General features: G+C 58.6%; 29 protein-coding genes. 14 read left to right on the top strand and 15 right to left on the bottom strand.

Going from position 1 to position 21,399, the window contains the following annotated elements:
• Positions 1-142: 142 nt before the first annotated feature.
• The 4 genes from BLL38_RS30755 (at position 143) to BLL38_RS24220 (ending at position 2,554) form a co-directional block, all read left to right on the top strand.
• Entirely contained in the window at positions 143-574 is a 432-nt protein-coding gene (locus tag BLL38_RS30755) for a hypothetical protein (protein ID WP_130898263.1), read from the top strand.
• A 158-nt stretch (positions 575-732) separates the two neighbouring features.
• The gene (locus BLL38_RS24230) at positions 733-1,023 is read left to right on the top strand and encodes a hypothetical protein (RefSeq protein WP_076964602.1); all 291 of its coding nucleotides are present in this window, start codon (positions 733-735) and stop codon (positions 1,021-1,023) included.
• Positions 1,024-1,048: 25 nt separating this feature from the next.
• Positions 1,049-1,399, top strand: a complete 351-nt coding sequence (locus tag BLL38_RS24225; RefSeq protein WP_076964604.1) for a hypothetical protein — start codon at positions 1,049-1,051, stop codon at positions 1,397-1,399.
• 396 nt (positions 1,400-1,795) lie between these two features.
• The gene (locus tag BLL38_RS24220; RefSeq protein ID WP_038445809.1) at positions 1,796-2,554 is read left to right on the top strand and encodes a phosphoribosyltransferase; all 759 of its coding nucleotides are present in this window, start codon (positions 1,796-1,798) and stop codon (positions 2,552-2,554) included.
• Positions 2,555-3,174: 620 nt separating this feature from the next.
• On the opposite strand, the gene BLL38_RS24215 is transcribed toward BLL38_RS24220, so the two are convergent.
• Positions 3,175-3,717, bottom strand: a complete 543-nt coding sequence (locus BLL38_RS24215) for a plasmid partition protein ParG (protein ID WP_038445811.1) — start codon at positions 3,715-3,717, stop codon at positions 3,175-3,177.
• Between the two features lie 305 nt (positions 3,718-4,022).
• Here BLL38_RS24215 and BLL38_RS24210 point away from each other — a divergent pair, with 305 nt between their 5' ends.
• A complete protein-coding gene (locus tag BLL38_RS24210; RefSeq protein ID WP_038445813.1) occupies positions 4,023-4,241 on the top strand; it encodes a hypothetical protein in 219 nt (72 codons plus the stop codon).
• Positions 4,242-4,355: 114 nt separating this feature from the next.
• Here BLL38_RS24210 and BLL38_RS24205 read toward each other — a convergent pair whose 3' ends face one another.
• The gene (locus tag BLL38_RS24205) at positions 4,356-4,544 is read right to left on the bottom strand and encodes a hypothetical protein (RefSeq protein ID WP_130898264.1); all 189 of its coding nucleotides are present in this window, start codon (positions 4,542-4,544) and stop codon (positions 4,356-4,358) included.
• Positions 4,545-4,646: 102 nt separating this feature from the next.
• Here BLL38_RS24205 and BLL38_RS31165 point away from each other — a divergent pair, with 102 nt between their 5' ends.
• A complete protein-coding gene (locus BLL38_RS31165; RefSeq protein ID WP_162843700.1) occupies positions 4,647-4,793 on the top strand; it encodes a hypothetical protein in 147 nt (48 codons plus the stop codon).
• A gap of 627 nt (positions 4,794-5,420) precedes the next feature.
• On the opposite strand, the gene BLL38_RS24200 is transcribed toward BLL38_RS31165, so the two are convergent.
• From BLL38_RS24200 to merR, 4 genes are all read right to left on the bottom strand, one after another.
• On the bottom strand, positions 5,421-6,392 hold the full coding sequence (locus tag BLL38_RS24200; protein ID WP_024015038.1) for an ExeA family protein: 972 nt from the start codon (positions 6,390-6,392) through the stop codon (positions 5,421-5,423).
• On the bottom strand, positions 6,382-8,019 hold the full coding sequence (locus tag BLL38_RS24195) for a DDE-type integrase/transposase/recombinase (RefSeq protein ID WP_200876640.1): 1,638 nt from the start codon (positions 8,017-8,019) through the stop codon (positions 6,382-6,384). The genes BLL38_RS24200 and BLL38_RS24195 overlap by 11 nt, the downstream gene beginning before the upstream one ends.
• Positions 8,020-8,023: 4 nt before the next feature.
• Entirely contained in the window at positions 8,024-8,599 is a 576-nt protein-coding gene (locus BLL38_RS24190) for a recombinase family protein (RefSeq protein ID WP_033902375.1), read from the bottom strand.
• A 217-nt stretch (positions 8,600-8,816) separates the two neighbouring features.
• On the bottom strand, positions 8,817-9,251 hold the full coding sequence (merR, locus tag BLL38_RS24185) for a mercury resistance transcriptional regulator MerR (protein ID WP_000429838.1): 435 nt from the start codon (positions 9,249-9,251) through the stop codon (positions 8,817-8,819).
• A gap of 71 nt (positions 9,252-9,322) precedes the next feature.
• Here merR and merT point away from each other — a divergent pair, with 71 nt between their 5' ends.
• Genes merT through merE form a run of 6 tightly spaced genes read left to right on the top strand, consistent with a single transcriptional unit; the run spans position 9,323 to position 12,470 of the window.
• Complete coding sequence (merT, locus tag BLL38_RS24180) at positions 9,323-9,673, top strand: mercuric ion transporter MerT (RefSeq protein WP_001294667.1); 351 nt, start codon at positions 9,323-9,325, stop codon at positions 9,671-9,673.
• 15 nt (positions 9,674-9,688) lie between these two features.
• Positions 9,689-9,964 (top strand): mercury resistance system periplasmic binding protein MerP, encoded by a 276-nt coding sequence (merP, locus tag BLL38_RS24175; RefSeq protein ID WP_000735441.1) that lies wholly within the window; start codon positions 9,689-9,691, stop codon positions 9,962-9,964.
• A 2-nt stretch (positions 9,965-9,966) separates the two neighbouring features.
• Complete coding sequence (gene merF / locus BLL38_RS24170) at positions 9,967-10,212, top strand: mercury resistance system transport protein MerF (protein ID WP_000654684.1); 246 nt, start codon at positions 9,967-9,969, stop codon at positions 10,210-10,212.
• Positions 10,209-11,855, top strand: coding sequence for a mercury(II) reductase (merA, locus tag BLL38_RS24165; protein ID WP_000136268.1), 1,647 nt, complete (start codon positions 10,209-10,211; stop codon positions 11,853-11,855). The genes merF and merA overlap by 4 nt, the downstream gene beginning before the upstream one ends.
• A 16-nt stretch (positions 11,856-11,871) precedes the next feature.
• A complete protein-coding gene (gene merD, locus BLL38_RS24160) occupies positions 11,872-12,237 on the top strand; it encodes a mercury resistance co-regulator MerD (RefSeq protein WP_003465059.1) in 366 nt (121 codons plus the stop codon).
• Complete coding sequence (gene merE, locus BLL38_RS24155) at positions 12,234-12,470, top strand: broad-spectrum mercury transporter MerE (RefSeq protein WP_001087809.1); 237 nt, start codon at positions 12,234-12,236, stop codon at positions 12,468-12,470. Before merD ends, merE begins: the two co-directional genes overlap by 4 nt.
• Before the next feature lie 52 nt (positions 12,471-12,522).
• On the opposite strand, the gene BLL38_RS24150 is transcribed toward merE, so the two are convergent.
• The 8 genes from BLL38_RS24150 to BLL38_RS24105 form a co-directional block, all read right to left on the bottom strand.
• Positions 12,523-13,137 carry a recombinase family protein gene (locus BLL38_RS24150; RefSeq protein WP_000904941.1) on the bottom strand — a complete coding sequence of 205 codons (615 nt, stop codon included), beginning with the start codon at positions 13,135-13,137 and terminating at the stop codon, positions 12,523-12,525.
• 60 nt (positions 13,138-13,197) lie between these two features.
• On the bottom strand, positions 13,198-14,415 hold the full coding sequence (locus tag BLL38_RS24145) for a TniQ family protein (protein ID WP_038445834.1): 1,218 nt from the start codon (positions 14,413-14,415) through the stop codon (positions 13,198-13,200).
• Complete coding sequence (locus BLL38_RS24140; RefSeq protein ID WP_003465065.1) at positions 14,412-15,320, bottom strand: TniB family NTP-binding protein; 909 nt, start codon at positions 15,318-15,320, stop codon at positions 14,412-14,414. Before BLL38_RS24140 ends, BLL38_RS24145 begins: the two co-directional genes overlap by 4 nt.
• Before the next feature lie 2 nt (positions 15,321-15,322).
• Positions 15,323-17,002 carry a Mu transposase C-terminal domain-containing protein gene (locus BLL38_RS24135; RefSeq protein WP_003465068.1) on the bottom strand — a complete coding sequence of 560 codons (1,680 nt, stop codon included), beginning with the start codon at positions 17,000-17,002 and terminating at the stop codon, positions 15,323-15,325.
• Between the two features lie 521 nt (positions 17,003-17,523).
• Positions 17,524-17,895, bottom strand: coding sequence for a hypothetical protein (locus tag BLL38_RS24125; protein WP_038445836.1), 372 nt, complete (start codon positions 17,893-17,895; stop codon positions 17,524-17,526).
• 61 nt (positions 17,896-17,956) lie between these two features.
• Positions 17,957-18,142 carry a hypothetical protein gene (locus BLL38_RS24120; protein WP_090412651.1) on the bottom strand — a complete coding sequence of 62 codons (186 nt, stop codon included), beginning with the start codon at positions 18,140-18,142 and terminating at the stop codon, positions 17,957-17,959.
• A gap of 46 nt (positions 18,143-18,188) precedes the next feature.
• A complete protein-coding gene (locus tag BLL38_RS24115; protein ID WP_038445839.1) occupies positions 18,189-18,641 on the bottom strand; it encodes a hypothetical protein in 453 nt (150 codons plus the stop codon).
• Positions 18,642-19,108: 467 nt separating this feature from the next.
• Complete coding sequence (locus tag BLL38_RS24105; protein ID WP_038445844.1) at positions 19,109-19,465, bottom strand: hypothetical protein; 357 nt, start codon at positions 19,463-19,465, stop codon at positions 19,109-19,111.
• 175 nt (positions 19,466-19,640) lie between these two features.
• Between BLL38_RS24105 and BLL38_RS24100 the strand changes: the two genes are divergently transcribed.
• Both BLL38_RS24100 and BLL38_RS24095 read left to right on the top strand, forming a co-directional pair.
• A complete protein-coding gene (locus tag BLL38_RS24100; RefSeq protein ID WP_038445845.1) occupies positions 19,641-19,943 on the top strand; it encodes a type II toxin-antitoxin system RelE/ParE family toxin in 303 nt (100 codons plus the stop codon).
• A complete protein-coding gene (locus tag BLL38_RS24095; RefSeq protein WP_038445848.1) occupies positions 19,940-20,233 on the top strand; it encodes an addiction module antidote protein in 294 nt (97 codons plus the stop codon). Before BLL38_RS24100 ends, BLL38_RS24095 begins: the two co-directional genes overlap by 4 nt.
• A gap of 540 nt (positions 20,234-20,773) precedes the next feature.
• Here BLL38_RS24095 and BLL38_RS30180 read toward each other — a convergent pair.
• Entirely contained in the window at positions 20,774-21,379 is a 606-nt protein-coding gene (locus tag BLL38_RS30180; RefSeq protein WP_051903205.1) for a hypothetical protein, read from the bottom strand.
• Positions 21,380-21,399 lie beyond the last annotated feature (20 nt).

Raw genomic sequence — 21,399 nt, 5'->3', positions numbered from 1 at the left:
TGCGAAATCCTTGAGACGGGTAATGACTCTTTCCGCTTCAAACAACGGAAAAAGGCCGTGAAAAAAGCTTGAGCAACTGGAAACTTTTGGACGCTGTTACCTGGAAACTTTTCAACGCTGTTTGACACAAAAGGAGCATGCCTTGAAACAACGGTCGAAGGTTTTTTGTGTGGCCGCGTGTTGTGTTCTGGTGTTAACCCCGTGGGGAAAAATTCCAGAAATGATTTCTTCAGATGTGAGTGGGTACTACATCAGCGATGGCGGATTGAGTACCGGTTATAAAGTGCTTAAGGTCGACAGCTCCGGTTACGGAAAAATGTACTCGTACGATGCGATGCGCCACGGAATCCTTAACACCTACCCTTTCAAATATTCGTCCACTTTTCTGAGTGTCACCCTCGACTTTAGGGATGGAAGCCAGACAGTGCTTTCCGAAGGTTGGTTGGGGCTGGAAGGTCGTCTCCATTGCTCGAGAGGGAGCTGCGGGGGGTTAGGAACTGTCAGCCGCGTCGGCGAAAGCGAGACGGATCTTCCTGAAGAATTTCAACACGCGCTATCAAAACACAATTATTGATACGTCAATAATTGTGCATTGATAATCTGTAGCGCGCTGATATCATCAAGACCGCGGCGCTTCAGGGTAGTAGAAGGGTAAAATCCATAACTCTGCTGCTGGTGATGGGGGGGAAGACCTGCGGGCTGCCCTCCTGCTCCATTTCTGATGCGTGGTCTATGTCCTTAATTTTCGAAGCTGATCTACGACGATATCTAGCTGCTGGCCTGGTGCATGACATCTCGGTCCTTAACACCCGCGACGGGTGGTCGCTGCGTATTCAATTGGGTTCCGAATGTGTGTCATTGCGCCGGCAGCGCGGCGGCGAGCGGACCTTCAAGAGTCTCGACAAGCTGGTGGTCTTTCTTACCGAGCTGGGGCTTGAGCAATTAGTTGTCCAGCTGAGGAATCCAAACGTTCAGCCTGAAAGGCTTCTGTCACGCAATGAGACCGTAGAGGATGACCGCTAAGGTCAATTTCCCAGGAGATAGTCAGATGTTGAAAAAAGTTGGTTGCCTCATCGGGCTGTGTGTCGGTCTGAGTGGTTGTGGCAATCCATTTGAGGGTAGCTATCGAGCCATGCAAGGCATCATAGGACCACTGGTAGCGATCGATATTAAAGGCAGTAAAGCCGTAGTAGTGAAGGTCGATCCTTTTCGGAAAAAGATCTTGAGTGAACAAACCTGGGAGGCAAAAAGCAAAGGCGAAAAGCTGCTTTTGACTGACCTCAAAGGCAAGACATTTGCTTTCAATCGATCAGTTGATGAGAAAGGGCTGGATTGTCTGAATTGTGGCTTCGGCACAGGCATGCCTGATTCTTGGCAGCAATTCGATCCAAACAAGTAAAATTCAAATCCAAGGATAGGTCATGGCGTTGAGAACCTTTTTTTTAGCTTTTGCATTCTTCCCTGCTATCACTTTTGCTGGAAGCATGCCCTTCGAAGCGGCTGATCGATTGGAGCGAAAGGGCTGATCTTGCTCCAATGACCCATTGGCGGGGTGTGAGCATATTTTCTATAGCTGCACCTCGACATGTGGAGGAAGTCGCTCAGGCACGATTGTGGAAGGTTGCTTTGATGATGTAGCAGCTTGTATCAACTGCAACGGATACGACATAGCTGAGGTGCATCTGTACCCGAGACAGGTCCGCGAAAGCGGCTTTTATTCCGGAATGACTTCTGGCTCGGATTTATTTGCCTGGTATGGTAAAACGCCATCCTGAGCTAGGAGCGGGCATAGCAAGTGGGTATAGACGTAGAAAACAAGGTTGTTTCGTACACTGATGAGCATCAGTTTTTGGTGGACACATCCACAGAAAAAAACCCATTTGTGCAGTCCATTAAGGGCACGGAGGTCATTTCTGTATTCCGTCGGCGTAAGAGCGACAGTCATCAAGGTGATGGTAACCCGCTGATTTTCGCGCTGAAAAGAATGCGTAAATATCAGATATCGACTGAAACTATCACTGAATTCATGCCGAATTTACGCATTATTTTGAACCTTATGACGGCTCATCGAACCTATGACCTTATCATCGCGTTGCCCTCAAGCCATCCGATCGCGAGCGGCTTGGCTAGGCGGGTGGGGCGCGCTTTACCGACAGTCCCGATCTCCTACGAATTCTTCGTGAAGTGCAGCAACGCTGAGGTTGCACAAGCGCTGCGAGATAAGAAATCAAATGGGGAGATCCGCAAACAACATTTGCGCGACATAACCTCATTGATACACACGCTGAGTGTGTCTGAAGGCGAACCATTTAAGCTCAAAGAGGTGGATAATCACCTTCGAGGCTATACGTTCCCGTTCAAAATAAACGAAAATCTCGACGTTAAAGGGATGTCGGTGTTGGTGGTGGACGATTTGCTATCGTCTGGAACCTCAATTCTGACTGCCAAGCGCTTGCTGGTCGCATCGGGAGCAGATAAGGTTTCCGCCCTGTGTCTCCTGAGCTCTTTGGATAGCGGTCGGCCGTGGGATACTGTAATTGGCGAGCAGAAATAGCATGATTCATACCCCATTACTTGACATAGCCGTAAGGAAATGATCAAATTTGAGGCGTAGGAAAGACCACTTGTATGCCCGGTGGTCGATAAATATGAAGCAGGTTTACCTGCGGGCCCGAGCGAGCACCCTCAAGCGAGGTCCGGTTTTAAGAACCATAAATCGCTACGTTAGGCATCGGCTAACAATGCACCATGAAAGGGGACCCTGGAAACAGGGGCCCCTTTCGTCTTTTTGCGCCACCAGAATGCTCGTTTTGTCGGCGTGCATCAGGTAAAACTATCCCGTCATAGCTGGTCTAGCTTCGTTGTATAGCCTTGGCTCAGCAGTTCACGTCGGCGCTCTCTAGACTCCCGTTTTAGGCGTTGCCCACGTTACGAGCCGGGCTTGTACGGCACATCGAGCCGGGTCAAAAAAGCCGACCCGTCTCGCCCCTTCGGGCTTCAATTCCTAACGTCTGCGGCCTTCGGCCTGCGCGCGGTCCTAGTGATGACGGTCTCAGGTGGCCATTCGCGGCCATAGTTACCTGTGACGGGAATAAATTTTCCCCTCACAAGAGGAACACCGTCTGATCACCGGCACTGCAGAATAATGAGCGGTAGGCCGAGGCGTGGGCTCAGTCATTGCATCCACTGGACAATCAACTTGGCCAGCACGTCTTGCATGTCCACTTTGCGACGCACACAAAGCGCCTTGAAATCATCGTGCAACGCCTCAGGAATATTTGCATTCACGCGTTTGACCGGTCCCTTTCCCAGCTGCGGTTCGTTGAGCTGGAGCCAGAGCGCACATTCCGTGCGATTGTTAAATGCCGCCACCGGCGTTCGATAGCGCTCGGTCACCTCAACCAGCTGGACGGTTTCGCCGATCTGGTCGAGCACATAGCGCTTGCCCTGCCGATAGCCCAGCAACTGCGCCTGTTGGGTCAGTTCGTCAATGTCGTACAGCTCAGTATCCACGGCCTGGTCGTGGATAAACTCATCCAAGGCCTCCTGGATGGCATTCAAGGTTTCGTGGTCAAGATCCAGGCTGGAGCGGTCGAGCAATCCACCGTCAGCCAGTCTATGCCCATAGAGTTCACCGTCCACGGTGAACTCTGCGACGACAAAGCGCAGGCCGTCCTCGGAATCGTGTTTAACGCTGTGGATGATGATGATGTTCATGGGGATCTCCTGTTATTTTAATGATCATGTAATCATATGATTCCATGATCATGAAAACAAGAAAGGTTTCGAGTAACGAGCGTTGACGTCAAATCGCGCTCACAAAAAAGCCCGCCAATCGGCGGGCTTTTTTGTGCATCAGGCAGATGCATTAGCTTTTCTTTGTTTTCTGAAAACCCGGCCGAATTCAAAAAACCGGACAGTCAAACAGGGGCCGCCCGTCGACTTTCAACGCGAAATCCGCCCCGGACCGCGTGTCGTGACAGCACCGTTCAAGCATCATCCCTACCCCCAGCGAGACCTCCATGACTCATCAACAACGCGACTATGACTGCCCACTCTCCGGTGCCCGCGTCATCCTCAGCAAGCAAGTGTTCCGCCTCTCCGGCCTGGGCAGCCCCCAGGGTGATCTTCAGCGCGAGTTCAGCTGTTCCGCCGAGAATGGCTGTGCGCAGCGCAACGACCCCAACTGCCGCCTGCGCCGACTGCAAGCCAAGGCCGACCGGCTGAGCCACTGCGAATAACGGGGCATTCGTTCAATCGCCCCCTACAAACAGGCCCACCTCGGTGAGCTTTTTTGTGGCTGCTGGATACCAGTCGGTGGGGGGGCTGGCCTACCATTCCCTTAGTGAGGGGTTTTAGGCGTACCCACCCAGCTCTCGCGGGATGCGACGGCGATCTTCCTCACTGGCTTCACCTCTATCCTGGTACTCGTAGTTTGTCCGCGGCTGGGTCGCCGCTCCCCAGGGAGTGAAAAATTTGATCTGCATGACGCGTTCGATCACCTCGATGAGGTTCCCATTGTCAGTAATAAAAAACGTATTCATCTGCATTTCTCTCGTTTTGGATTTCCCCTATTGTCCCACCGGTTTTGAGGGTGATTTTCATGGGGTTTGCATGGTTGAGACGGACGAACAGGACGACGAAAAATGCGCGCTGGGATTCATGAAGACGCTCTGCAGGTGATGATCGAGGGCGGCGCGGTGCGCGAAGCGCTGCGCACCTGGGCGAGTCTGATAGCGGTGGGCCGCTTTGCCGAAGCCCAGGGCATCAAAGGGTTTGCCGTCGAGCTGTGACGCGTCACGCCAGCAAATTTCGGGCAAAAAAAAGCCGCCTTAGGAGGGCGGCTTTTTCGTCGAAAGCCCAGTTAGTGGCCGAGCTTTCGTACTCACAGGGAGCATTCACGTACCGACAGGGTACAAGGTGGCACTTGCAGTGGCAATAATTAACGATTGGCGGTTTTTGGGGCGCACGATAAACACAAGATGTAGGGATTGGTGCGACCCTTTTGGTAAAAAAGTTCTTTTTTGATGGTTTTTTTGTGCAGTCGAGCAAATAGGCCCATTTTTCGAAAAAAATCTTTCCCCCGCCAAAGCCCCGTAGTGCCTCGCTCTGGCCGAAAAAGTGCTCTTTTATACACAGCCAATGAGCCGATACGCCGCACCACGTTGGAAATAAATTCGTTACCATGCAGGCACTCGTACGGTGTTAGCAAATGCCGTGCGGCGGCCTTACTGACACGGGCTAGTTGTAGCGGCCTGCATTTAAAAACGTCCCGACCTGCAATCAATACGATTTTCGACCGGAATTAACTGCGACTGACCGGCCCGGCAAACCAGCATTAACTGCGAATGAGCCTGCATTGATCCGCGCCGACCTGCATTCCATCGTCGCCAGCCTGCATTATTTGCAAATGACAGGACTCAGATAGGCAAGCCCGCTGCCAGCATCTTGTCACGTAACTCAACCGCCCGCGCCGGGTCTAGCGCATTACTGAACAGAGCCTTGATTTCGGTGGGTTTGGCATCGAATTGCTCCACTAGATCCTTGATGCGGTAGCCGTGACGAGTGAGGGTTGGCTCCAGATCATCCAGTTGGCGCGACAGCACCGATTGCACGAGTTCCGCCGAAACGGGTTTCTCGCCGGTCAGGTAGCCGGCTTCCAGTGCCAGGCTGAGGTGCAGTTGGATTTGCAGTGGCGTGCGCAGTTTAGTGGCGAGTAGGTCGATCGCGTCTTCGGTCAGAATCGACTCGGGTTCGACCTTCCCCGCAGTGCAGGTTTCCAGCAGCCACTGAATGTATTCCCGCTGACTGCCAGCAATGCCATCGAGCGAGAAGATGTCGGTGCGGTAGCCGATTTCCTCCATCGTCGGTCGGCGCAGGTCGTTACGCAGCTTGGGATGCCCGGCCAACACGATCGACAGCCGCCCGTCACCGTCCTCCACCAGCTCCATCAGACGCTTAAGACCGGTCAGGGTATGGCCGTTGAGGTCATGGGCCTCATCGACGAACAGGGCGACCGGGCGCTTGTTCTTCCTCACCAACTCGCGTAGGTCACGCTCACGCTTTTCGCCCTGGGTGGGGATGCGTACCTGCTTCTCGGTGGAGAGGTCATAGAAGAGCGCTGCGATGAAAGTGGCCAGCTTGATGCTGTGCTTTTCAATGGCGAGAGACTTGGAGACCGTGATCTTCTTTTCCTCTTCCATCGCTTGTTGAAGCCGGCGCAGCATTACGGTCTTGCCGCTGCCGATGACGCCGCACAGTGCAATCAGCCGTCCTTCGAAGATCGCCCCCTTGATGTCCTTGATCAACTGCTGATGGTGGGCGGTTTCAAAATAGCCGGCCTGGTTCAGTGGCAACGCCAGTCCGTAGTGCTGCATTACTTCAGCCCGCATGTTCTTCTCCTGTTTTCTTATGGCGGAAGTAGCCCCGCACGCGCTCCAAGACAATGCGGCGTGTCAGGGTTTCGCTCAGCACCTGATGGATGAAGGCTTGATCGTCGGGAGAGAGCTTAGCCAACGGCTGCGCTAGGTCATCGGCAATGGCGAGCTTGGCGGCGATGGCATTGGGAAACCGGTATTCGTGCGCCTCGGCATCGAAGGGTTGGCGTGGCAGTGCCGTCGGAATAATAGAGGGTGTGAGTCGCACATCGTCGCCAGCCAATGCGGCGATAGGCAGGCCAAGCTGGCCGGCTAGCAAGCGGATGCGATCAGAGCGCTCATCCGCCTTGCCGCGTTTGAAGGCGCGGTAACGATGTAGGGGAATTGGCCCGGAGACGGGGTAGTAAGGTCCGAAGCGCTCCCCCTCGAACTCGGCATAGAGTTCGTCATCGAACAAGCCCCAGAGCAACACCACGGTTTCGCCCGCCATGTCGGGCTCCACCTCGTAGGCCGTGCCGTCGATGGTGACGCGGGCATCGACGCCGACCTTGCGTCGTTCCGGCTCGCGGGCAAAGCGGCAAAACTGTTCCCAGGTGCACATTTCGCGCAGGCCCTCGACGGGCAGGTTGGCCAGCCAGTCCTCAATCCGCGAATGCGGTTCGGAGCGATGATCCTGCACGTTGTAGGTGCGCACCAGATAACGCAGCAGCCACTCATTGGCCTGCGCTTCGGTTTCCGGTTTGTGGAAGTGATACAGCGTCTCGTGGGCTTCCTTCACCGTGCGGAAGGGGCGCTCCACTTTGCCTTTCGAGCGAGCCGTGGTGCGGGTGCCATCCTTGCCGGCCGGGATGTGTGTCTGCCATTCGATGTCCAGCGCCTGCATGACGTTCTGGAATACTCGGCGTTTGGCCACCGGGCCGTTGTCCAGGTAGATCATCTTCGGGCGGCCTTGGAAGGGAAAAGTCGGGTCCGCCTTCAGCGTCATGGCGTTGAACAGGAAGCGCAGCGCTGACTCCGCGTCCTCGCCATATACACAGTGGTACTCCTGATAGGCCACTCCGCTGCGGTCATCCACCACGCTGAACAGCATCAGCGTCGGCATGCCCCTAGCCGGATCGATCCAGTCCGGCTTATCGATGTGCTTGAGGTCGGAGGGCGACAGGTCGAACTGCCAGCAGTCATTGCTGTGCGCAGCCTGAAAGCGGGTGGCCGGTGGTTGCCGCAACAGCCGCGACTGGTCCAGGTGCCAGCGGCTTAGGTACTCGTTCACCGTGCTGCGGGTCAGAACCCCTTTGGGCGCCTTGACCAAGCCTTGCTCGGTTTCCACCCCATAGCCCTCCAGCAGCTCGATGGCACGGCGGGTAGATAGGTGCCGCCCTTGTTTGTTGGTGGTGCGCAGTTTCAGCGCGGCAATTAGCTCGCAGTAGCGCTCCAGCTCGGCCTGCTGCAATACCCGCGGCTTACCATGGTCGGCGCGGTGAGCCGCGTGGGGTTTATGGATGAGGTTCAGCGCCCGGTATACGGTGCTTGGGGACACGCCGTACAACTCGGCTATCGCGGCCACCTGAGTAATCCGTTCCGGGCTTTTCTTGGGCAGACGGTCGAGCCGCTGCCGCAACTGCATCAGCGAATCGGTCGGGATGGCTTTACGCCGCCCGCTGGGCATCACGCTCGGCCTCGGTGAGATAGTTGTAGAGCGTCGAGCGGCCGATGCCCATCATCCGACAGATTTCCGCCACGGTATGTTTCCGCTCATGGTAGAGGCGCAGGGCAAGCTCCTGCTTGGCCGGGTCGAGCCGTTTCTTGCGTCCGCCCTTGCGGCCTCGCGCCCGTGCAGCGGATAAGCCGGCTTGGGTGCGCTCGCGGATTAGGTTGCGTTCGAACTCGGCCAAGGCACCGAACAGGTGAAACACCAGGCGGCCACCAATCGAGGCGGTGTCGATGTTTTCCTGCAAGCTGCGCAAGCCGACGCCGGCGGCGTCCAATTGCTCAACCAGCCGGATCAGATCCTTCAGCGAGCGGCCGAGGCGATCCAGGCGCCAAATCACCACGGTGTCGTCACGGCGTAGCGTGGCCAGCAAAGCGGTCAAGCCAACCCGCTCAGCCTTGGCACCGCTGGCGGTATCCTCGAACACCCGCTCGCAGCCGATCTTCGCCAGAGCATCGCGTTGCAGATCGAGGAGTTGGTCGTCGGTCGAGACGCGGGCATATCCAATCAACATGGCGTTGTCCAACTATTCAGCGATAGTTCAGTGTAGTCGGATACTGAAAGATGGAGACTGTAGTTGGATGCCAACGATGCGGGTTTGCGTGGGAATTGCTGTCACTTTCAGAAGGCGACAGCACGAAATATCAAAAGTCGACCGCACGGTCTTTTCTGACGTTGGAGTCGCCTCAGAAAACGGAAAATAAAGCACGCTAAGGCGTAGTTCCCTCGGGCTACACCGCGTCCGCACTGCGCGGTTCTTTCTTCCCTTGCAGTGACGCAATCAGCGGGCAGGAAACGTTCCCCTTCCGCGCATGGCAGGCGCACACCAAATCAGACAGCACGGCCTCCATGCGCGCCAGGTCAGCCATCCTCTCGCGCACGTCCTTGAGCTTGTGCTCGGCCAGGCTGCTGGCTTCCTCACAATGGGTGCCATCCTCCAGCCGCAGCAGCTCGGCGATCTCATCCAGGCTGAAGCCCAACCGCTGGGCTGATTTCACGAAGCGCACCCGCGTTACATCCGTCTCGCCATAGCGGCGAATGCTGCCGTAAGGCTTGTCCGGTTCCGGGAGCAAGCCCTTGCGCTGATAGAACCGGATGGTCTCCACATTGACCCCGGCCGTCCTGGCGAAAACGCCAATGGTCAGGTTCTCCAAATTGTTTTCCATATCGCTTGACTCCGTACATAACTACGGAAGTAAGCTTAAGCTATCCAATTCAGATTCGAAAGGACAAACGTATGTCTGAACCTCAAAACGGGCGCGGCGCGCTCTTCACTGGCGGGCTGGCCGCCATCCTCGCCTCGGCTTGCTGCCTCGGGCCGCTGGTTCTGATCGCCTTGGGGTTCAGCGGCGCTTGGATCGGCAACTTGACGGTGTTGGAACCCTATCGCCCCATCTTTATCGGCGTGGCGCTGGTGGCGTTGTTCTTCGCCTGGCGGCGCATCTACCGGCCGTCAGCCGCCTGCAAACCGGGTGAGGTTTGCGCGATTCCCCAAGTGCGAGCTACTTACAAGCTCATTTTCTGGGGCGTGGCCGTGCTGGTTTTGGTCGCGCTCGGATTTCCCTACGTCGTGCCATTTTTCTATTGATCACAGGAGTTCACCATGAAAAAGCTGCTTTCCGCCCTTGCCCTCGCTGCCGTTGTTGCCCCCGTGTGGGCCGCCACCCAGACCGTTACGCTGTCCGTACCGGGCATGACCTGCTCGGCCTGTCCGATCACTGTCAAGAAGGCGATTTCCAAGGTCGATGGCGTCAGTAAAGTTGACGTGACCTTCGAGACGCGCGAAGCGGTGGTCACCTTCGATGATGCCAAGACCAGCGTGCAGAAACTGACCAAGGCTACCGAGGATGCGGGCTACCCATCATCAGTCAAGAACTGATCATGAAAGACCCGAAGACACTGCTGCGGGTCAGCATCATTGGCACAACCCTCGTGGCGCTGTGTTGCTTCACCCCTGTTCTGGTCATTTTGCTCGGTGTGGTCGGCTTGTCCGCGCTGACCGGCTATCTGGACTATGTGCTGCTGCCTGCGCTGGCGATTTTCATCGGCTTGACCATCTACGCCATCCAACGAAAACGCCAAGCCGATGCCTGCTGCACCCCGAAATTCAATGGAGTAAAAAAATGACCGAAATCACCGTGAATGGCATGACCTGCACATCCTGCGCCACCCATGTCAAAGATGCTTTGGAAAAGATTCCCGGCGTGAATGCCGCTGTGGTGTCCTATCCAGAAAGCCGCGCGCAAGTCATGGCAGACACCGCCGTGAGCCACAACCAACTGCTGGCCGCCATCGCCGCATTGGGTTATCAAGGCTCGATCCGGGTTGGTGATTTCAAAGATGAACCAAAAATCCGTGATGCACTTGAGGGCGCCGGTTTGCATATCGCCATCATTGGCAGCGGCGGGGCCGCGATGGCGGCGGCGCTGAAGGCCGTCGAGCAAGGCGCGACGGTCACGCTGATCGAACGCGGCACCATCGGCGGCACCTGCGTCAATATCGGCTGTGTGCCGTCCAAGATCATGATCCGCGCTGCCCATATTGCCCATCTGCGCCGGGAAAGTCCGTTCGACGGCGGTATTGCGGCAACTGTGCCTGCGATTGACCGCAGCAAACTGCTGGCCCAGCAGCAGGCCCGTGTCGATGAACTGCGGCACGCCAAATACGAAGGCATCCTGGACGGCAATCCAGCCATCACCGTTTTGCACGGTGAAGCGCGTTTCAAGGACGACCAGAGCCTGGTCGTCCGTTTGAACGAGGGTGGCGAGCGCGAGGTAACGTTCGACCGCTGCCTGGTCGCCACCGGTGCCAGTCCGGCCGTGCCGCCGATTCCGGGCCTGAAAGAGTCACCCTACTGGACTTCCACCGAAGCGCTTGTCAGCGACACCATTCCCGCACGCCTGGCCGTGATCGGTTCGTCGGTGGTGGCGTTGGAACTGGCGCAAGCCTTTGCCCGGCTCGGCAGCCAGGTCACGATCCTGGCACGCAGCACCTTGTTCTTCCGGGAAGACCCGGCCATCGGCGAGGCCGTGACAGCCGCTTTCCGCGCCGAGGGCATCGAGGTGCTGGAGCACACGCAAGCCAGCCAGGTCGCCCATGTGAACGGCGAATTCGTGCTGACCACCGGACACGGTGAATTGCGCGCTGACAAGTTGCTGGTTGCCACCGGTCGGGCACCGAATACGCGCAGCCTCGCGCTGGACGCGGCGGGGGTCACTGTCAATGCGCAAGGGGCCATCGTTATCGACCAAGGCATGCGCACGAGCAACCCGAACATCTACGCGGCCGGCGACTGCACCGACCAGCCGCAGTTCGTCTACGTGGCAGCGGCCGCCGGCACCCGTGCCGCGATCAACATGACCGGCGGCGACGCAGCCCTCAATCTGACCGCGATGCCGGCAGTGGTGTTCACCGACCCGCAAGTCGCCACCGTGGGCTACAGCGAGGCGGAAGCGCACCACGATGGCATCGAGACCGACAGTCGCACGCTGACACTCGACAACGTTCCGCGAGCGCTTGCCAACTTCGACACACGCGGCTTCATCAAGCTGGTCATCGAGGAAGGTAGCGGACGGCTCATCGGCGTGCAGGCGGTGGCCCCGGAAGCGGGCGAACTGATCCAGACGGCGGTGCTCGCCATCCGCAACCGCATGACGGTGCAGGAACTGGCCGACCAGTTGTTCCCCTACCTGACAATGGTCGAGGGGTTGAAGCTTGCGGCGCAGACCTTCAACAAGGACGTGAAGCAGCTTTCCTGCTGCGCTGGATAAAAAAAGGAGGTTTTCAATGAGCGCCTACACCGTGTCCCGGCTGGCCCTTGATGCCGGGGTGAGCGTGCATATCGTGCGCGACTACCTGCTGCGCGGATTGCTGCGTCCGGTGGCGTGCACCCCGGGCGGCTATGGCCTGTTCGATGATGCCGCCTTGCAACGGCTGTGCTTCGTGCGGGCGGCCTTCGAGGCGGGCATCGGCCTGGACGCGCTGGCGCGGCTGTGCCGGGCGCTGGATGCTGCGGACGGCGATGAAGCGGCCGCGCAGCTTGCCGTTCTGCGCCAGTTCGTCGAGCGTCGGCGCGAAGCGTTGGCCGATCTGGAGGTGCAGTTGGCCACCATGCCGACCGAGCCGGCACAGCACGCGGAGAGTCTGCCATGAACAGCCCCGAGCGCTTGCCGTCCGAGACGCACAAACCGATCACCGGCTACCTGTGGGGCGCGCTGGCCGTGCTCACCTGTCCCTGCCATTTGCCGATTCTCGCCATTGTGCTGGCCGGCACGACGGCCGGCGCGTTCATCGGAGAGTACTGGGGTATCGCAGCCCTCACGCTGACCGGTTTGTTCGTCCTGTCTGTGACACGACTGCTGCGGGCCTTCAAAGATCGATCATGAGCGCTTCCCATTGAGACAAACCACGCTGTCGCTACGTTGCCTCATGCCGGCATCAAATTCGGCTGAGTAGCTTCTCGCCATCTGGACGTAGCTCACCCTTGGGTGAAACATGCCGATACAGGGTCTGCCGCGTGACGCCAAGTTCCTGGCACAGGTCGCCGACCTTGGTCTCTGGCTGACCCATTGCCGCCATCGCCAGCCGCAGCTTGGCGGCGGTCATCTTGAACGGCCGGCCGCCTTTCCGCCCGCGCGCGCGGGCCGAGGCTAGGCCGGCAATCGTGCGCTCCGCGATCAACTCGCGCTCGAACTCGGCCAGGGCGGCGAAGATGCCAAAGACCAGCTTGCCGGCGGCGGTCGTGGTGTCGATGGCCGCGCCGTGCCCGGTTAATACCTTCAAGCCGATGCCGCGCCCAGTCAGGTCGTGCACGGTGTTGATGAGATGTCGCAGGTCGCGTCCGAGCCGATCCAGTTTCCACACGACCAGTGTGTCGCCAGTTCGCAACGCCTTCAGGCAGCTCGTCAAGCCGGGCCGATCCTCGCGCATGCCGGATGCCTGGTCCTCGTAAAGATGTACTGGATCGACCCCGGCGGCAATCAGCGCGTCGCGCTGCAAATCGGTAGCCTGGGAGCCGTCCGCCTTCGATACCCGCATGTAGCCTATCAGCATGTCGTACCTGTCACATATACGTTCGATTATGTGACAGTGTGAGCCAGAAAGTTCTCGCCGTCAAAAACTGTCACTTAACCCGTCATTTAGTCTAAGACCTGCAAACGGCCATTCAGGCTCGTAATGTGACAAAAACTCCGGCGGGATGCCCTCCTTGGTGAACGTGGCGCGCAAACGTTCCAGGGATTCGGGGTCGCGTCGCCCGTAGGACGCCAGTGTGAACAGCAAGCGGGCCGTCTCCGGGTTGTGTCGCGCTTCAATGATGGCCTCATCGATGGCCTGGGCTGCTCGTTGCCAGTGGTTGATGGGTTCCGGCTTCGGCACCTTCGCCGGCAGGCCGTTGGTGAAACCAGTGTGCGGCTCCGTCTGAAACAGCGCGGCCTGTTCCCCGCGCGGGATCAGCGCCTTTGACTCGATCAGCGTGATGGCGGTGGCCGCCGCCTCCAGCATCTGCCACTGCACCGCCGGGGCCAGAATCTCGTAGGGACGCCACAGACTCTGCCCGGCGCGCAGCGGATGGCCGCAGCGCTCCCAGACATGGCGGATGCTCGCCGAGCAACTGCCGCAGTGCGAGAGCAGCGTGTTCAGCTCATCAAGCAGGGTGCGCAGCAGCCGGAACCACAAGCCGGCGTGGACACGCCGACGCGGCAGCTCCACAAAACCCGTCGTCAGCGCCTGCCAGGTGCGCCGGTCCATGCAGGCGATTGCGTCATCGGCAGGGCGCGGCGCAGCATCGGCGATTTCCCACTGAAGATACCGGCCGGGCATGCCCCAGTAGGACTCCAGCCAGCAGCCATGCTGCGGGCAGCTCAGCATCAAGGGGAGCTGCCAGACGAGTAGCACAGCTTGATTCGTTGGATCGTTCAGACACTGCGGACACGCCCGGCGAATCGTCTGGCTCGGTAGCCAGGCACGCCAGCGAGTGATGGACCGCACCTTGCGGGTGCGCTTGGGCAGGAGCACCGCGCATTGGAATGTATAGGTTTCCAAGGCTGCTGGTACCGAATCGTCGAGACTGTCGAGCAGCCACGGCACCCAGCCTGCAAGACTCATGCTGCGCAACCGCTCCAGCTCGACGCCACTGCGCTGGCAGAGCGCCGTCAGCAACGACAAGGATGGTGCGGTATCCAGGTCATCAAGTTGGCTGTGACCAAGATCGTGGGCCAGCAGCTCGTGCACGTCCATCTGGTAGCAGGCGGCGACCCGGTTGAGCCATGAGGACAGGGCTTCGCCTTCCTTGGGTGCCGGATGCAGCGGCCAGCGCGGCGCGGACTTCACATCAGTTCCCGCTCGAACTGTCGCCGCCGCTCACTGGGGCCGATGTAGTCGGCCATGCTGAGCGTGCGGTGGTTGATCGCTTCCTCGCCACTCTCCACGGCGGCGACGGCCGCCGCCACCAGCAGATGTGCAAGCTCGCCGATGGTGCCTTCGCTCCGGGTGAGCAGGTAGCGGGCCATGTCCAGCGTGGCAATCGGGGATGGCCGCCGTAGCGGGAGTGACGCCGCGAAGCTGGCCAGCAGCGAGCAGCAGTCCTCATTGGCCTCCCACGGCGGCAGCAGCATCGGCTCGAAGCGGTTTTCCAACTGATCGTCCGAACGGATGGCCAGGTACGCCTCGCGCGTGCCGACCCCGACCAGGGGGATACGCAGCTCGTTGCCGAGGAAGCGCAGCAGGTTGAGGAACTCGCGCCGGTTAACGCTGTTGCCAGCCAGTACATTGTGCAGTTCGTCGATCACCAGCATGCGCACGCCGACCTTGCGCAGCAGGGCCAGCGCCAGTTGCTCCATTTCCGGCAGCCGTGGGCGCGGGCGCAGCGGCGCGCCCATCGCAGCCAGCAGCGCGACATAGAAGCGGATCACCGATGGCTCTGACGGCATCTGCACGACCAGCACCGGGATATGTTCTTGGTCAGCGTCGGTGCCGACCGGGTGCGCCCGCCGGAATTTCTCGACGATCATCGACTTGCCGTTGTTGGTGGGGCCGACCAGCAGCAGGTTTGGCATGCGTTGCTTGTTCGGCCACGCATACAGAGTTTCCAGCCGGTTCAGCGCCTCGACCGCGCGCGGGTAGCCGATCCAGCGGTCGGCGCGAATGCGCTGGATGCGCTCGTCTGCCGGCAGCCTGGCCAAACCCTGTGCCGCTGGCAGCAGGTGGGACAGGTCAATGACGGGATATTCGTCCACGGCTACCACTCCTCGATCTGATCGAACGGTTTGGCCGGCGGCAGGTTGTCTGCCTGCGGGTCAGCCATGTCCACATCCGGCGGTATGGGCTTGGCCGGTGGCTCCGACGTCTTGAGGTGCTGGCGGCGATCAGCGTCGCGCCGCGCCTTGCGCGTGGCCTTCTGGGCGGTGGTCACGATCTCGCGCATCTGCCCGATCATGCGGAACAGCGCCGACTCGTCCACCTGCTCGCGCCCGAGCTGACGCAATTTGGCCAGCGCCTGGCGTTGTTCCCAGAGGGTGACGGCCGGATGGGACAAGGTGCGGTAGTGGATCTCCAGATAGTGCTGACCTTCCGGTTCCAGTACCCAGATGCGGCTGATGTCGCGCGGATCGCGCCGGATCAGGAAGGCGGGCAAGCGCTCGCGCCGGGCAATCCACGGCTTGAGGGCGTCGGCGTAGTAGTGGATGTGGTCGATGACAAAGCCGGTGCGGGTCAGGGTGCGGCGGATCACCGGCAGGAAATCGACCAAAAACGCGGTGGGGCGGGTAACGACGGCCGGGACGCCAACGCGCTCCACGGCCTCGGCCCAGCGCGCGGCCGGCGGCTGGAGCAGGCCGTTGTGCACGGAGCCGTGATAGGTGCCTACCGCCAACGCGAGCCAGCGCTCCAGCTCGCGCAGCGTCAGGGTGGCCATCTTCTCGGAATCGTACTCGCCGCGCTGGCCGGGATTGGAGAAGGTCGTCCCCGGTAATTCGTCGTGGATCATCTGCATCGCCGTGCCGATGATCCGTTCCACGATGCCGCCGTAGTGCGGCTGGCCTGGTGGGCGATAGTCCAGCCGGATGCCATGCTGTTCGCAGCCACGGCGCAGCGCTTCGCTTTTGAACTCGGCCGCGTTGTCCAGATAGAGCAGCCTGGGCTTGCCGCTCATCGGCCAGTCCATTTCCACATTCAGCCCTTCCAGCCAGGGCCGCTTGTCGCAGGCGGCATGCGCGAGGCATAGGCCGACCGAGACGGCGGACGGCGCTTCCAGCGTGACCACCATGCCGAGTACGCAGCGCGTGAACACGTCGATGGCGAGGGTCAAATATGGGCGGCCAATCGGTTGCCGGTCGCGCTCGTCGACCACGATCAGGTCGATGACGGTGTGGTCGATCTGCACCTGTTCCAGCGGCATGGTGACTTCGGGCGGAATGCCACCCGCGCCTTGCAAGGGACGGGCAGCGTCCTGCCCGCCCCGGCTGCGGGCTATTTTCGCCGGGTGTAGTCCGGCAATCCGCTGGGCCACGGTGTTGCGCGCCGGCACCGGCAGCTTCTGGGTTTTGCACGCCTGCGCGACTTCGCGGTGGAACGCCGCCAGGCTGCGTTTCTGCTTGGTCAGGAAGCGCTTTTGCAGCAGCTCGCGGATGATGCGCTCGACCGGTTCCGGCAAGCGCCCCTTGCCTTTGCCGCCGCCGGATCGGCCGGGCGTCAGGTCTGTTACCAGGCCAGTACCCTGCCGGGCGCGACGGATCAGGACATATACCTGTCGCCGGGACAGGCCCAGCGCTTGGGCTGCCTCATCGGCGGCTTCATGCCCGACCACCTCAAGCGCTGCCAGTGGCCCGATGATTTCCGTCCGGTGCCGGGCTTGCGCCCATGCCTCGTCGGGCAGGGTGGCCACGCCTTGCGCGGCAATCGGTGGAGTGTCTGATGTCATGCCCAAACCTCGCTTTGGTGCACACGAGTATTGAGCATAGTCGAGATTGGTGCAGACGACTCCTGATATTGGGCTGTCAGGAGCCGTATGCACACCAGGCGTTACATCCAGTCAGATGGTGCGGTCGTCTTCTGAAAACGACAGTTGCCTGCCGAGAGGCTGGCGTCCACCAAACCCTGGTTTGTTGGACGGATTGTGGTGGTGATGTTCAGTTGCAGAAAGCGTGAGCCCATCGCGATGGAATGCAAGCCGGCGCGGGTGAATGCAAGTTCACTCGCAGCGAATGTGAGCCCGAGCGCATCGTCAGTCGCAGTTAATCTGAGCTGGAAATGGAGATGATTGCGAGTCCGGCCGTTTTCAAATGCAAGCCGTTACACGTAGGCTTCGACCGGGTTAACCTGGTGCTGGCCGCAAGCCGAGAAAAACGGATTGCGAATGACCTGGCCCGCGTGTTTGAACGTCAACTCTTTCATACCACCTCCAGCAAAAGCGGCGGGATATGGCCCCGCCGCTTGATCAGGTCACAGGGTGAACGGTGCGGCGGCGTAGCCGTCGAGCTGGGCGATTGCTTGTGCGCGCATTGCGCGAATTTCATATGCGGCGGTGTTGTAGTAGTAACCGCCAAATTCGCTTGTGTGGGACTCGTAAAACTCGATCAGCTTGAGTGCCTGCAAGGGTGTCGGAAGAACTTGGCCAGCCACCAAAATGCAAGGCGGCTCATCGATGCCGGGTTCGTCCATGTTTACCTCGTTGTACGCGTCCACATTCATGGATTTGAGGCAATCCGCGATGCGCTGTGCCTCTACCCGCTGTTCGGGCGCGTGCCAGTTCTCGCCTAATGCGAATGCGACTAGGGCGGTGATGTGCGTGTCGCTGACGATGGTTACGCTCATGATGTATTTCCTTCGCAGAACCCCGGCGCGGTTGCCGCCGCTGATGCCGGGGTTATTGGGTTTATCGCGGGTTACATTCGAAACAAGTGCAGGCCATGCCTTCTTGCTTGAGCTGGGCACCCCGGGCATATGCCTCGGAGTAGGCCGTGTAACTGACGCGATTTTCGGTATAGATCCGCAAGGCGGTCTTTGTGTCGCCGTGGTATCCGGCGAGCTTGATTAGTGCAATTGCATCTTTGCGGGTCATGTTCATGGCCTTTGCAGGTGGGAGCGGCGAACCGCTCCCGGTCTGGTTAGGCGGTCGCTACTTGCGCCGCGAGGAGATTCGGCGCAGCTGCGCGAACGATGGCAACAGCATCGGCGTGAGACATGGTGTATTCAGCCGAGAAACGGAAATAGTGGCGACCGAGGCGAACATAGATCCGGGTGACTCGCCCGTTAGTGCGCTCGCTCATTTTGAATGATGAGGCGTCGCAGTCATGAACCCAGCCCATGGGAGGGAGCATGTTGAGCGCGTCGTCGTAGGCTTCTGCATCAATCAGGATGGGTGCCTCTTTGCTGAGCGCTTCGATCTTGGCGACAGCTTCATCACTGGTGATGATTTCCATGCCCGGATAACGGCCGGCGAGCTTTTCAAGGTTGGCCCCGCATTGGTCAACCCATTCGCCCGAGGCGGATTTTTCGGCGTAGGCCCAGACCCAGTGTTGGCCCGGTTGGTAGAAAACGTGCTCGGTGGTAGTAGTCATGATGTTGCCTCTTTCGCAGATGGCCCCGGAGCGGTTGCCGCCGCGTATTCCGGGGTGTCGAGGCAGTATTGCTTCGACATGGTTATTATCTCAAACCACGTCTTTACCGTCAACTGTTTGTAAAATCTAATTTTACAATATACTAATATCCATTAGGCAACTTTGGGTAGGCTTTCCATATCCTGACCATGAAGGGACGATCCCAGTGATTGCATCCTGAATGCTGCATGGCTTCGGGTTCTGCTACCCCTTTAGCGATTAAGTCCTGGGCAACCTGTATGTGCCTGGTGAGGCGTTTGCCGTCCAGACTTACAAGCAGCCCTATTAGCACTGTGATAATTGGGATAGCAAACCAGATGATCTTCAACGACATAATGCCTACTCCATTCCCCTACTTTCTCGCATGCGAGAAACCAAATTTAGAACATCCCTTAGCGTAAAGCCCCGCTTTAGCGGGGCCTTACCGTTTACTCCTGATCCCTTCTTACTTCGTCCATGCATTCACTTTCAGCCTGCTCAGCCTCTGCGATTGTCTCATCATCGATCTTGATCCGGCGAACCCACAGCGCTTGCTGAAACGCGAATTTGTCAGCGCCTTCGAGCTTATCCAGTTCATTGCGAAGGCCGCGAAGCAAGATGGCCTCGTACAACTCAAAGTAACAGCCACAGCAACGGCTAGCCTGCTTCTGGTGAGCGTCGATGACTGCTGCGGGATCGTAGTCGGATGCTGGAGCATCACCGTTAGGGCGACCGTTCCAAAAGGCGAAAAGGTCATGATGGGAAAGGAAGTTTTCAACGCTGGTGATCTGAGCTGCATTAGACATGGTGTATCTCCTTCGCAGATTTACTGGAGCGGTTGCCGCCGCTTTGCCCAGTGTCGAGGCTGACTGCTTCGACGGGGTTAGTGTCTCATTTGCCTAGCCGCGTATCAACTATTTGTAAAATCCAATTATACAAATAGTTTTTGCCAAGGTGTGATTTATACGCTACAATGCACCTATGAAAACGATCAAACAAACCGCGACGTTTCGCACTTGGGAAAGCAAGCTCAAAGACCGGACCGCAAAGGCCGCGATTGCCGCTCGGATCATCCGGGTAGCAAACGGACTGATGGGGGATGTTTCCCCAGTTGGTCAAGGCGTTAGCGAGTTGCGTATTCACTATGGGCCGGGGTATCGGGTGTATTTTCAGCAGCGCGGCGATGAGCTGGTAATTTTGCTGTGCGGAGGCGATAAGGCCACGCAATCCCGCGATATTGAGACGGCTAAAATCCTTGCAAAAGATTGGAGCGACAATGAATGAAAGAGCCACTTTATGACTACGACCCAGCGGCGGCGCTGGTTGATCCTGAAACCATTGCCGTGTTCATGGCTGACGCCTTTGAAACTGGTGACGCGGGCCACATCGCTAAAGCGCTCGGCATAGTTGCCAGAGCCAAGGGCATGACCGAAATTGCCAAGGAATCCGGCCTGTCCCGCGAGATGCTTTATCGGTCATTCAGCGAGAAAGGGAACCCCACGCTGAAAACCATGTTGGCCGTGATGCGCGCCGTTGGTGTGGATATGACAGCCCGTCAGCACGCCCCTTCCTGATCAGGTTTTGAGCCGGTGTGCTTGACGCCGCTGGCTTTCTGATCTGCTCCGAGTGCTGAGCGTTAGAGCGGGAAATAAACGCCCCTGACAGCGCTCGCGCAGCGAGCCTCAAAACCCTTCGCCCTGGAGCGCGCTGCCGGTGGTGGATCTGCTCGTCGGCTTCGGTTGGTCGCGGTAAGCCCGTTCTATCCAGAGACGGGCCGCGTGCAAGGTGACGTGGAATACCGCAGGGCAGTTTCACCGCCCGAGGATATGCCGCGAAAGCACCTTGCACGCAAGGCACGGCGGCGGATAGAACATCGGGGCGTGCGCGACCAAACGATGACGGCGGGCCACCTGGTAACTCGCGGATGGGTGGGGGCAAACCGTCCTGCAGGACGGTGCGCAGGTCGCTTGCGACCGGAGGCAAGCGGAGCGCGCAGCCCGTTTACGGGCGAAGGCGTGAGGATGGAAGCCCGAAGGGCCAAGCCCCGGCGCGCTCTTGGCCGGGGCTTGGTTCACGACAGCCGCTGAGGCGCAGCCGAGCACGCCAAGGGATCATTAAAGGGGCAGCCATTTAGTGAGCCATGCGTGATTCAACGGGCTGCAAGACCGCACTGCAACACAGCCTGATTTCCCTTCCAAAGCAACAACCGCCGTATGACCTTCAAGAATGTAGGCAGGACCGCTGACGCTATGGCGTTCCGGATCTGCATCAGGAAAGGGAACGTAAATGACCAGATCACCTGGTTTGACGTGACCGTTCCAAAGCCTGATTTCCCGTTGGGCCAAACGGTTTTGGCTTAAGCCCCATTTCCTATAATCCGCAGTTTCTTGGCAGGCCGGGCATTTCCATATGTAGGTGATCGACTCATCATCATCCGGTGTTTCCAGTAGATTTAAATCAGCCTCATTCGACGCAGCAAAGCAAACCGGGCAAATGGCTGTGCCCGACTGGGGGAAGATCCCAGCTTGTAGGCGCAACTCTTCATCGACAGCGGCACTCAGGTTTTTTGAAAACTCTTTAAGGCGCTTTAGCTCAGGCGTGCTGATGTAACTGAGATTCATCCAGATGCCAACCGGTGGTCGCTCAAGATCGTCAAGTAGATCTTCTAAGATTTCCTCGGCGTTTATTTCCGGATCCGGGGTATTGATCAGCGGTTCCATTGCGAGCCCTGCCCATGTGT

It is taken from the genome of Pseudomonas gessardii (genome assembly GCF_001983165.1).
Classification (GTDB): domain Bacteria; phylum Pseudomonadota; class Gammaproteobacteria; order Pseudomonadales; family Pseudomonadaceae; genus Aquipseudomonas; species Aquipseudomonas gessardii.
The sequence above is the reverse complement of the archived record's forward strand: the minus strand, read 5'-3'. Positions and strand labels throughout refer to the sequence as shown.

What these genes read in the sequence shown, in the direction of transcription:
- BLL38_RS24230 (WP_076964602.1), top strand. Translation starts at nt 733, where the DNA reads ATGTCCTTAATTTTCGAAGCTGATCTACGACGATATCTAGCTGCTGGC.
- BLL38_RS24225 (WP_076964604.1), top strand. Translation starts at nt 1,049, where the DNA reads ATGTTGAAAAAAGTTGGTTGCCTCATCGGGCTGTGTGTCGGTCTGAGT.
- BLL38_RS24215 (WP_038445811.1), bottom strand. Translation starts at nt 3,717, where the DNA reads ATGAACATCATCATCATCCACAGCGTTAAACACGATTCCGAGGACGGC.
- BLL38_RS24210 (WP_038445813.1), top strand. Translation starts at nt 4,023, where the DNA reads ATGACTCATCAACAACGCGACTATGACTGCCCACTCTCCGGTGCCCGC.
- BLL38_RS24205 (WP_130898264.1), bottom strand. Translation starts at nt 4,544, where the DNA reads ATGAATACGTTTTTTATTACTGACAATGGGAACCTCATCGAGGTGATC.
- BLL38_RS31165 (WP_162843700.1), top strand. Translation starts at nt 4,647, where the DNA reads ATGCGCGCTGGGATTCATGAAGACGCTCTGCAGGTGATGATCGAGGGC.
- BLL38_RS24200 (WP_024015038.1), bottom strand. Translation starts at nt 6,392, where the DNA reads ATGCGGGCTGAAGTAATGCAGCACTACGGACTGGCGTTGCCACTGAAC.
- BLL38_RS24190 (WP_033902375.1), bottom strand. Translation starts at nt 8,599, where the DNA reads ATGTTGATTGGATATGCCCGCGTCTCGACCGACGACCAACTCCTCGAT.
- merR (WP_000429838.1), bottom strand. Translation starts at nt 9,251, where the DNA reads ATGGAAAACAATTTGGAGAACCTGACCATTGGCGTTTTCGCCAGGACG.
- merT (WP_001294667.1), top strand. Translation starts at nt 9,323, where the DNA reads ATGTCTGAACCTCAAAACGGGCGCGGCGCGCTCTTCACTGGCGGGCTG.
- merP (WP_000735441.1), top strand. Translation starts at nt 9,689, where the DNA reads ATGAAAAAGCTGCTTTCCGCCCTTGCCCTCGCTGCCGTTGTTGCCCCC.
- merF (WP_000654684.1), top strand. Translation starts at nt 9,967, where the DNA reads ATGAAAGACCCGAAGACACTGCTGCGGGTCAGCATCATTGGCACAACC.
- merA (WP_000136268.1), top strand. Translation starts at nt 10,209, where the DNA reads ATGACCGAAATCACCGTGAATGGCATGACCTGCACATCCTGCGCCACC.
- merD (WP_003465059.1), top strand. Translation starts at nt 11,872, where the DNA reads ATGAGCGCCTACACCGTGTCCCGGCTGGCCCTTGATGCCGGGGTGAGC.
- merE (WP_001087809.1), top strand. Translation starts at nt 12,234, where the DNA reads ATGAACAGCCCCGAGCGCTTGCCGTCCGAGACGCACAAACCGATCACC.
- BLL38_RS24150 (WP_000904941.1), bottom strand. Translation starts at nt 13,137, where the DNA reads ATGCTGATAGGCTACATGCGGGTATCGAAGGCGGACGGCTCCCAGGCT.
- BLL38_RS24135 (WP_003465068.1), bottom strand. Translation starts at nt 17,002, where the DNA reads ATGACATCAGACACTCCACCGATTGCCGCGCAAGGCGTGGCCACCCTG.
- BLL38_RS24125 (WP_038445836.1), bottom strand. Translation starts at nt 17,895, where the DNA reads ATGAGCGTAACCATCGTCAGCGACACGCACATCACCGCCCTAGTCGCA.
- BLL38_RS24120 (WP_090412651.1), bottom strand. Translation starts at nt 18,142, where the DNA reads ATGACCCGCAAAGATGCAATTGCACTAATCAAGCTCGCCGGATACCAC.
- BLL38_RS24115 (WP_038445839.1), bottom strand. Translation starts at nt 18,641, where the DNA reads ATGACTACTACCACCGAGCACGTTTTCTACCAACCGGGCCAACACTGG.
- BLL38_RS24105 (WP_038445844.1), bottom strand. Translation starts at nt 19,465, where the DNA reads ATGTCTAATGCAGCTCAGATCACCAGCGTTGAAAACTTCCTTTCCCAT.
- BLL38_RS24100 (WP_038445845.1), top strand. Translation starts at nt 19,641, where the DNA reads ATGAAAACGATCAAACAAACCGCGACGTTTCGCACTTGGGAAAGCAAG.
- BLL38_RS24095 (WP_038445848.1), top strand. Translation starts at nt 19,940, where the DNA reads ATGAAAGAGCCACTTTATGACTACGACCCAGCGGCGGCGCTGGTTGAT.
- BLL38_RS30180 (WP_051903205.1), bottom strand. Translation starts at nt 21,379, where the DNA reads ATGGAACCGCTGATCAATACCCCGGATCCGGAAATAAACGCCGAGGAA.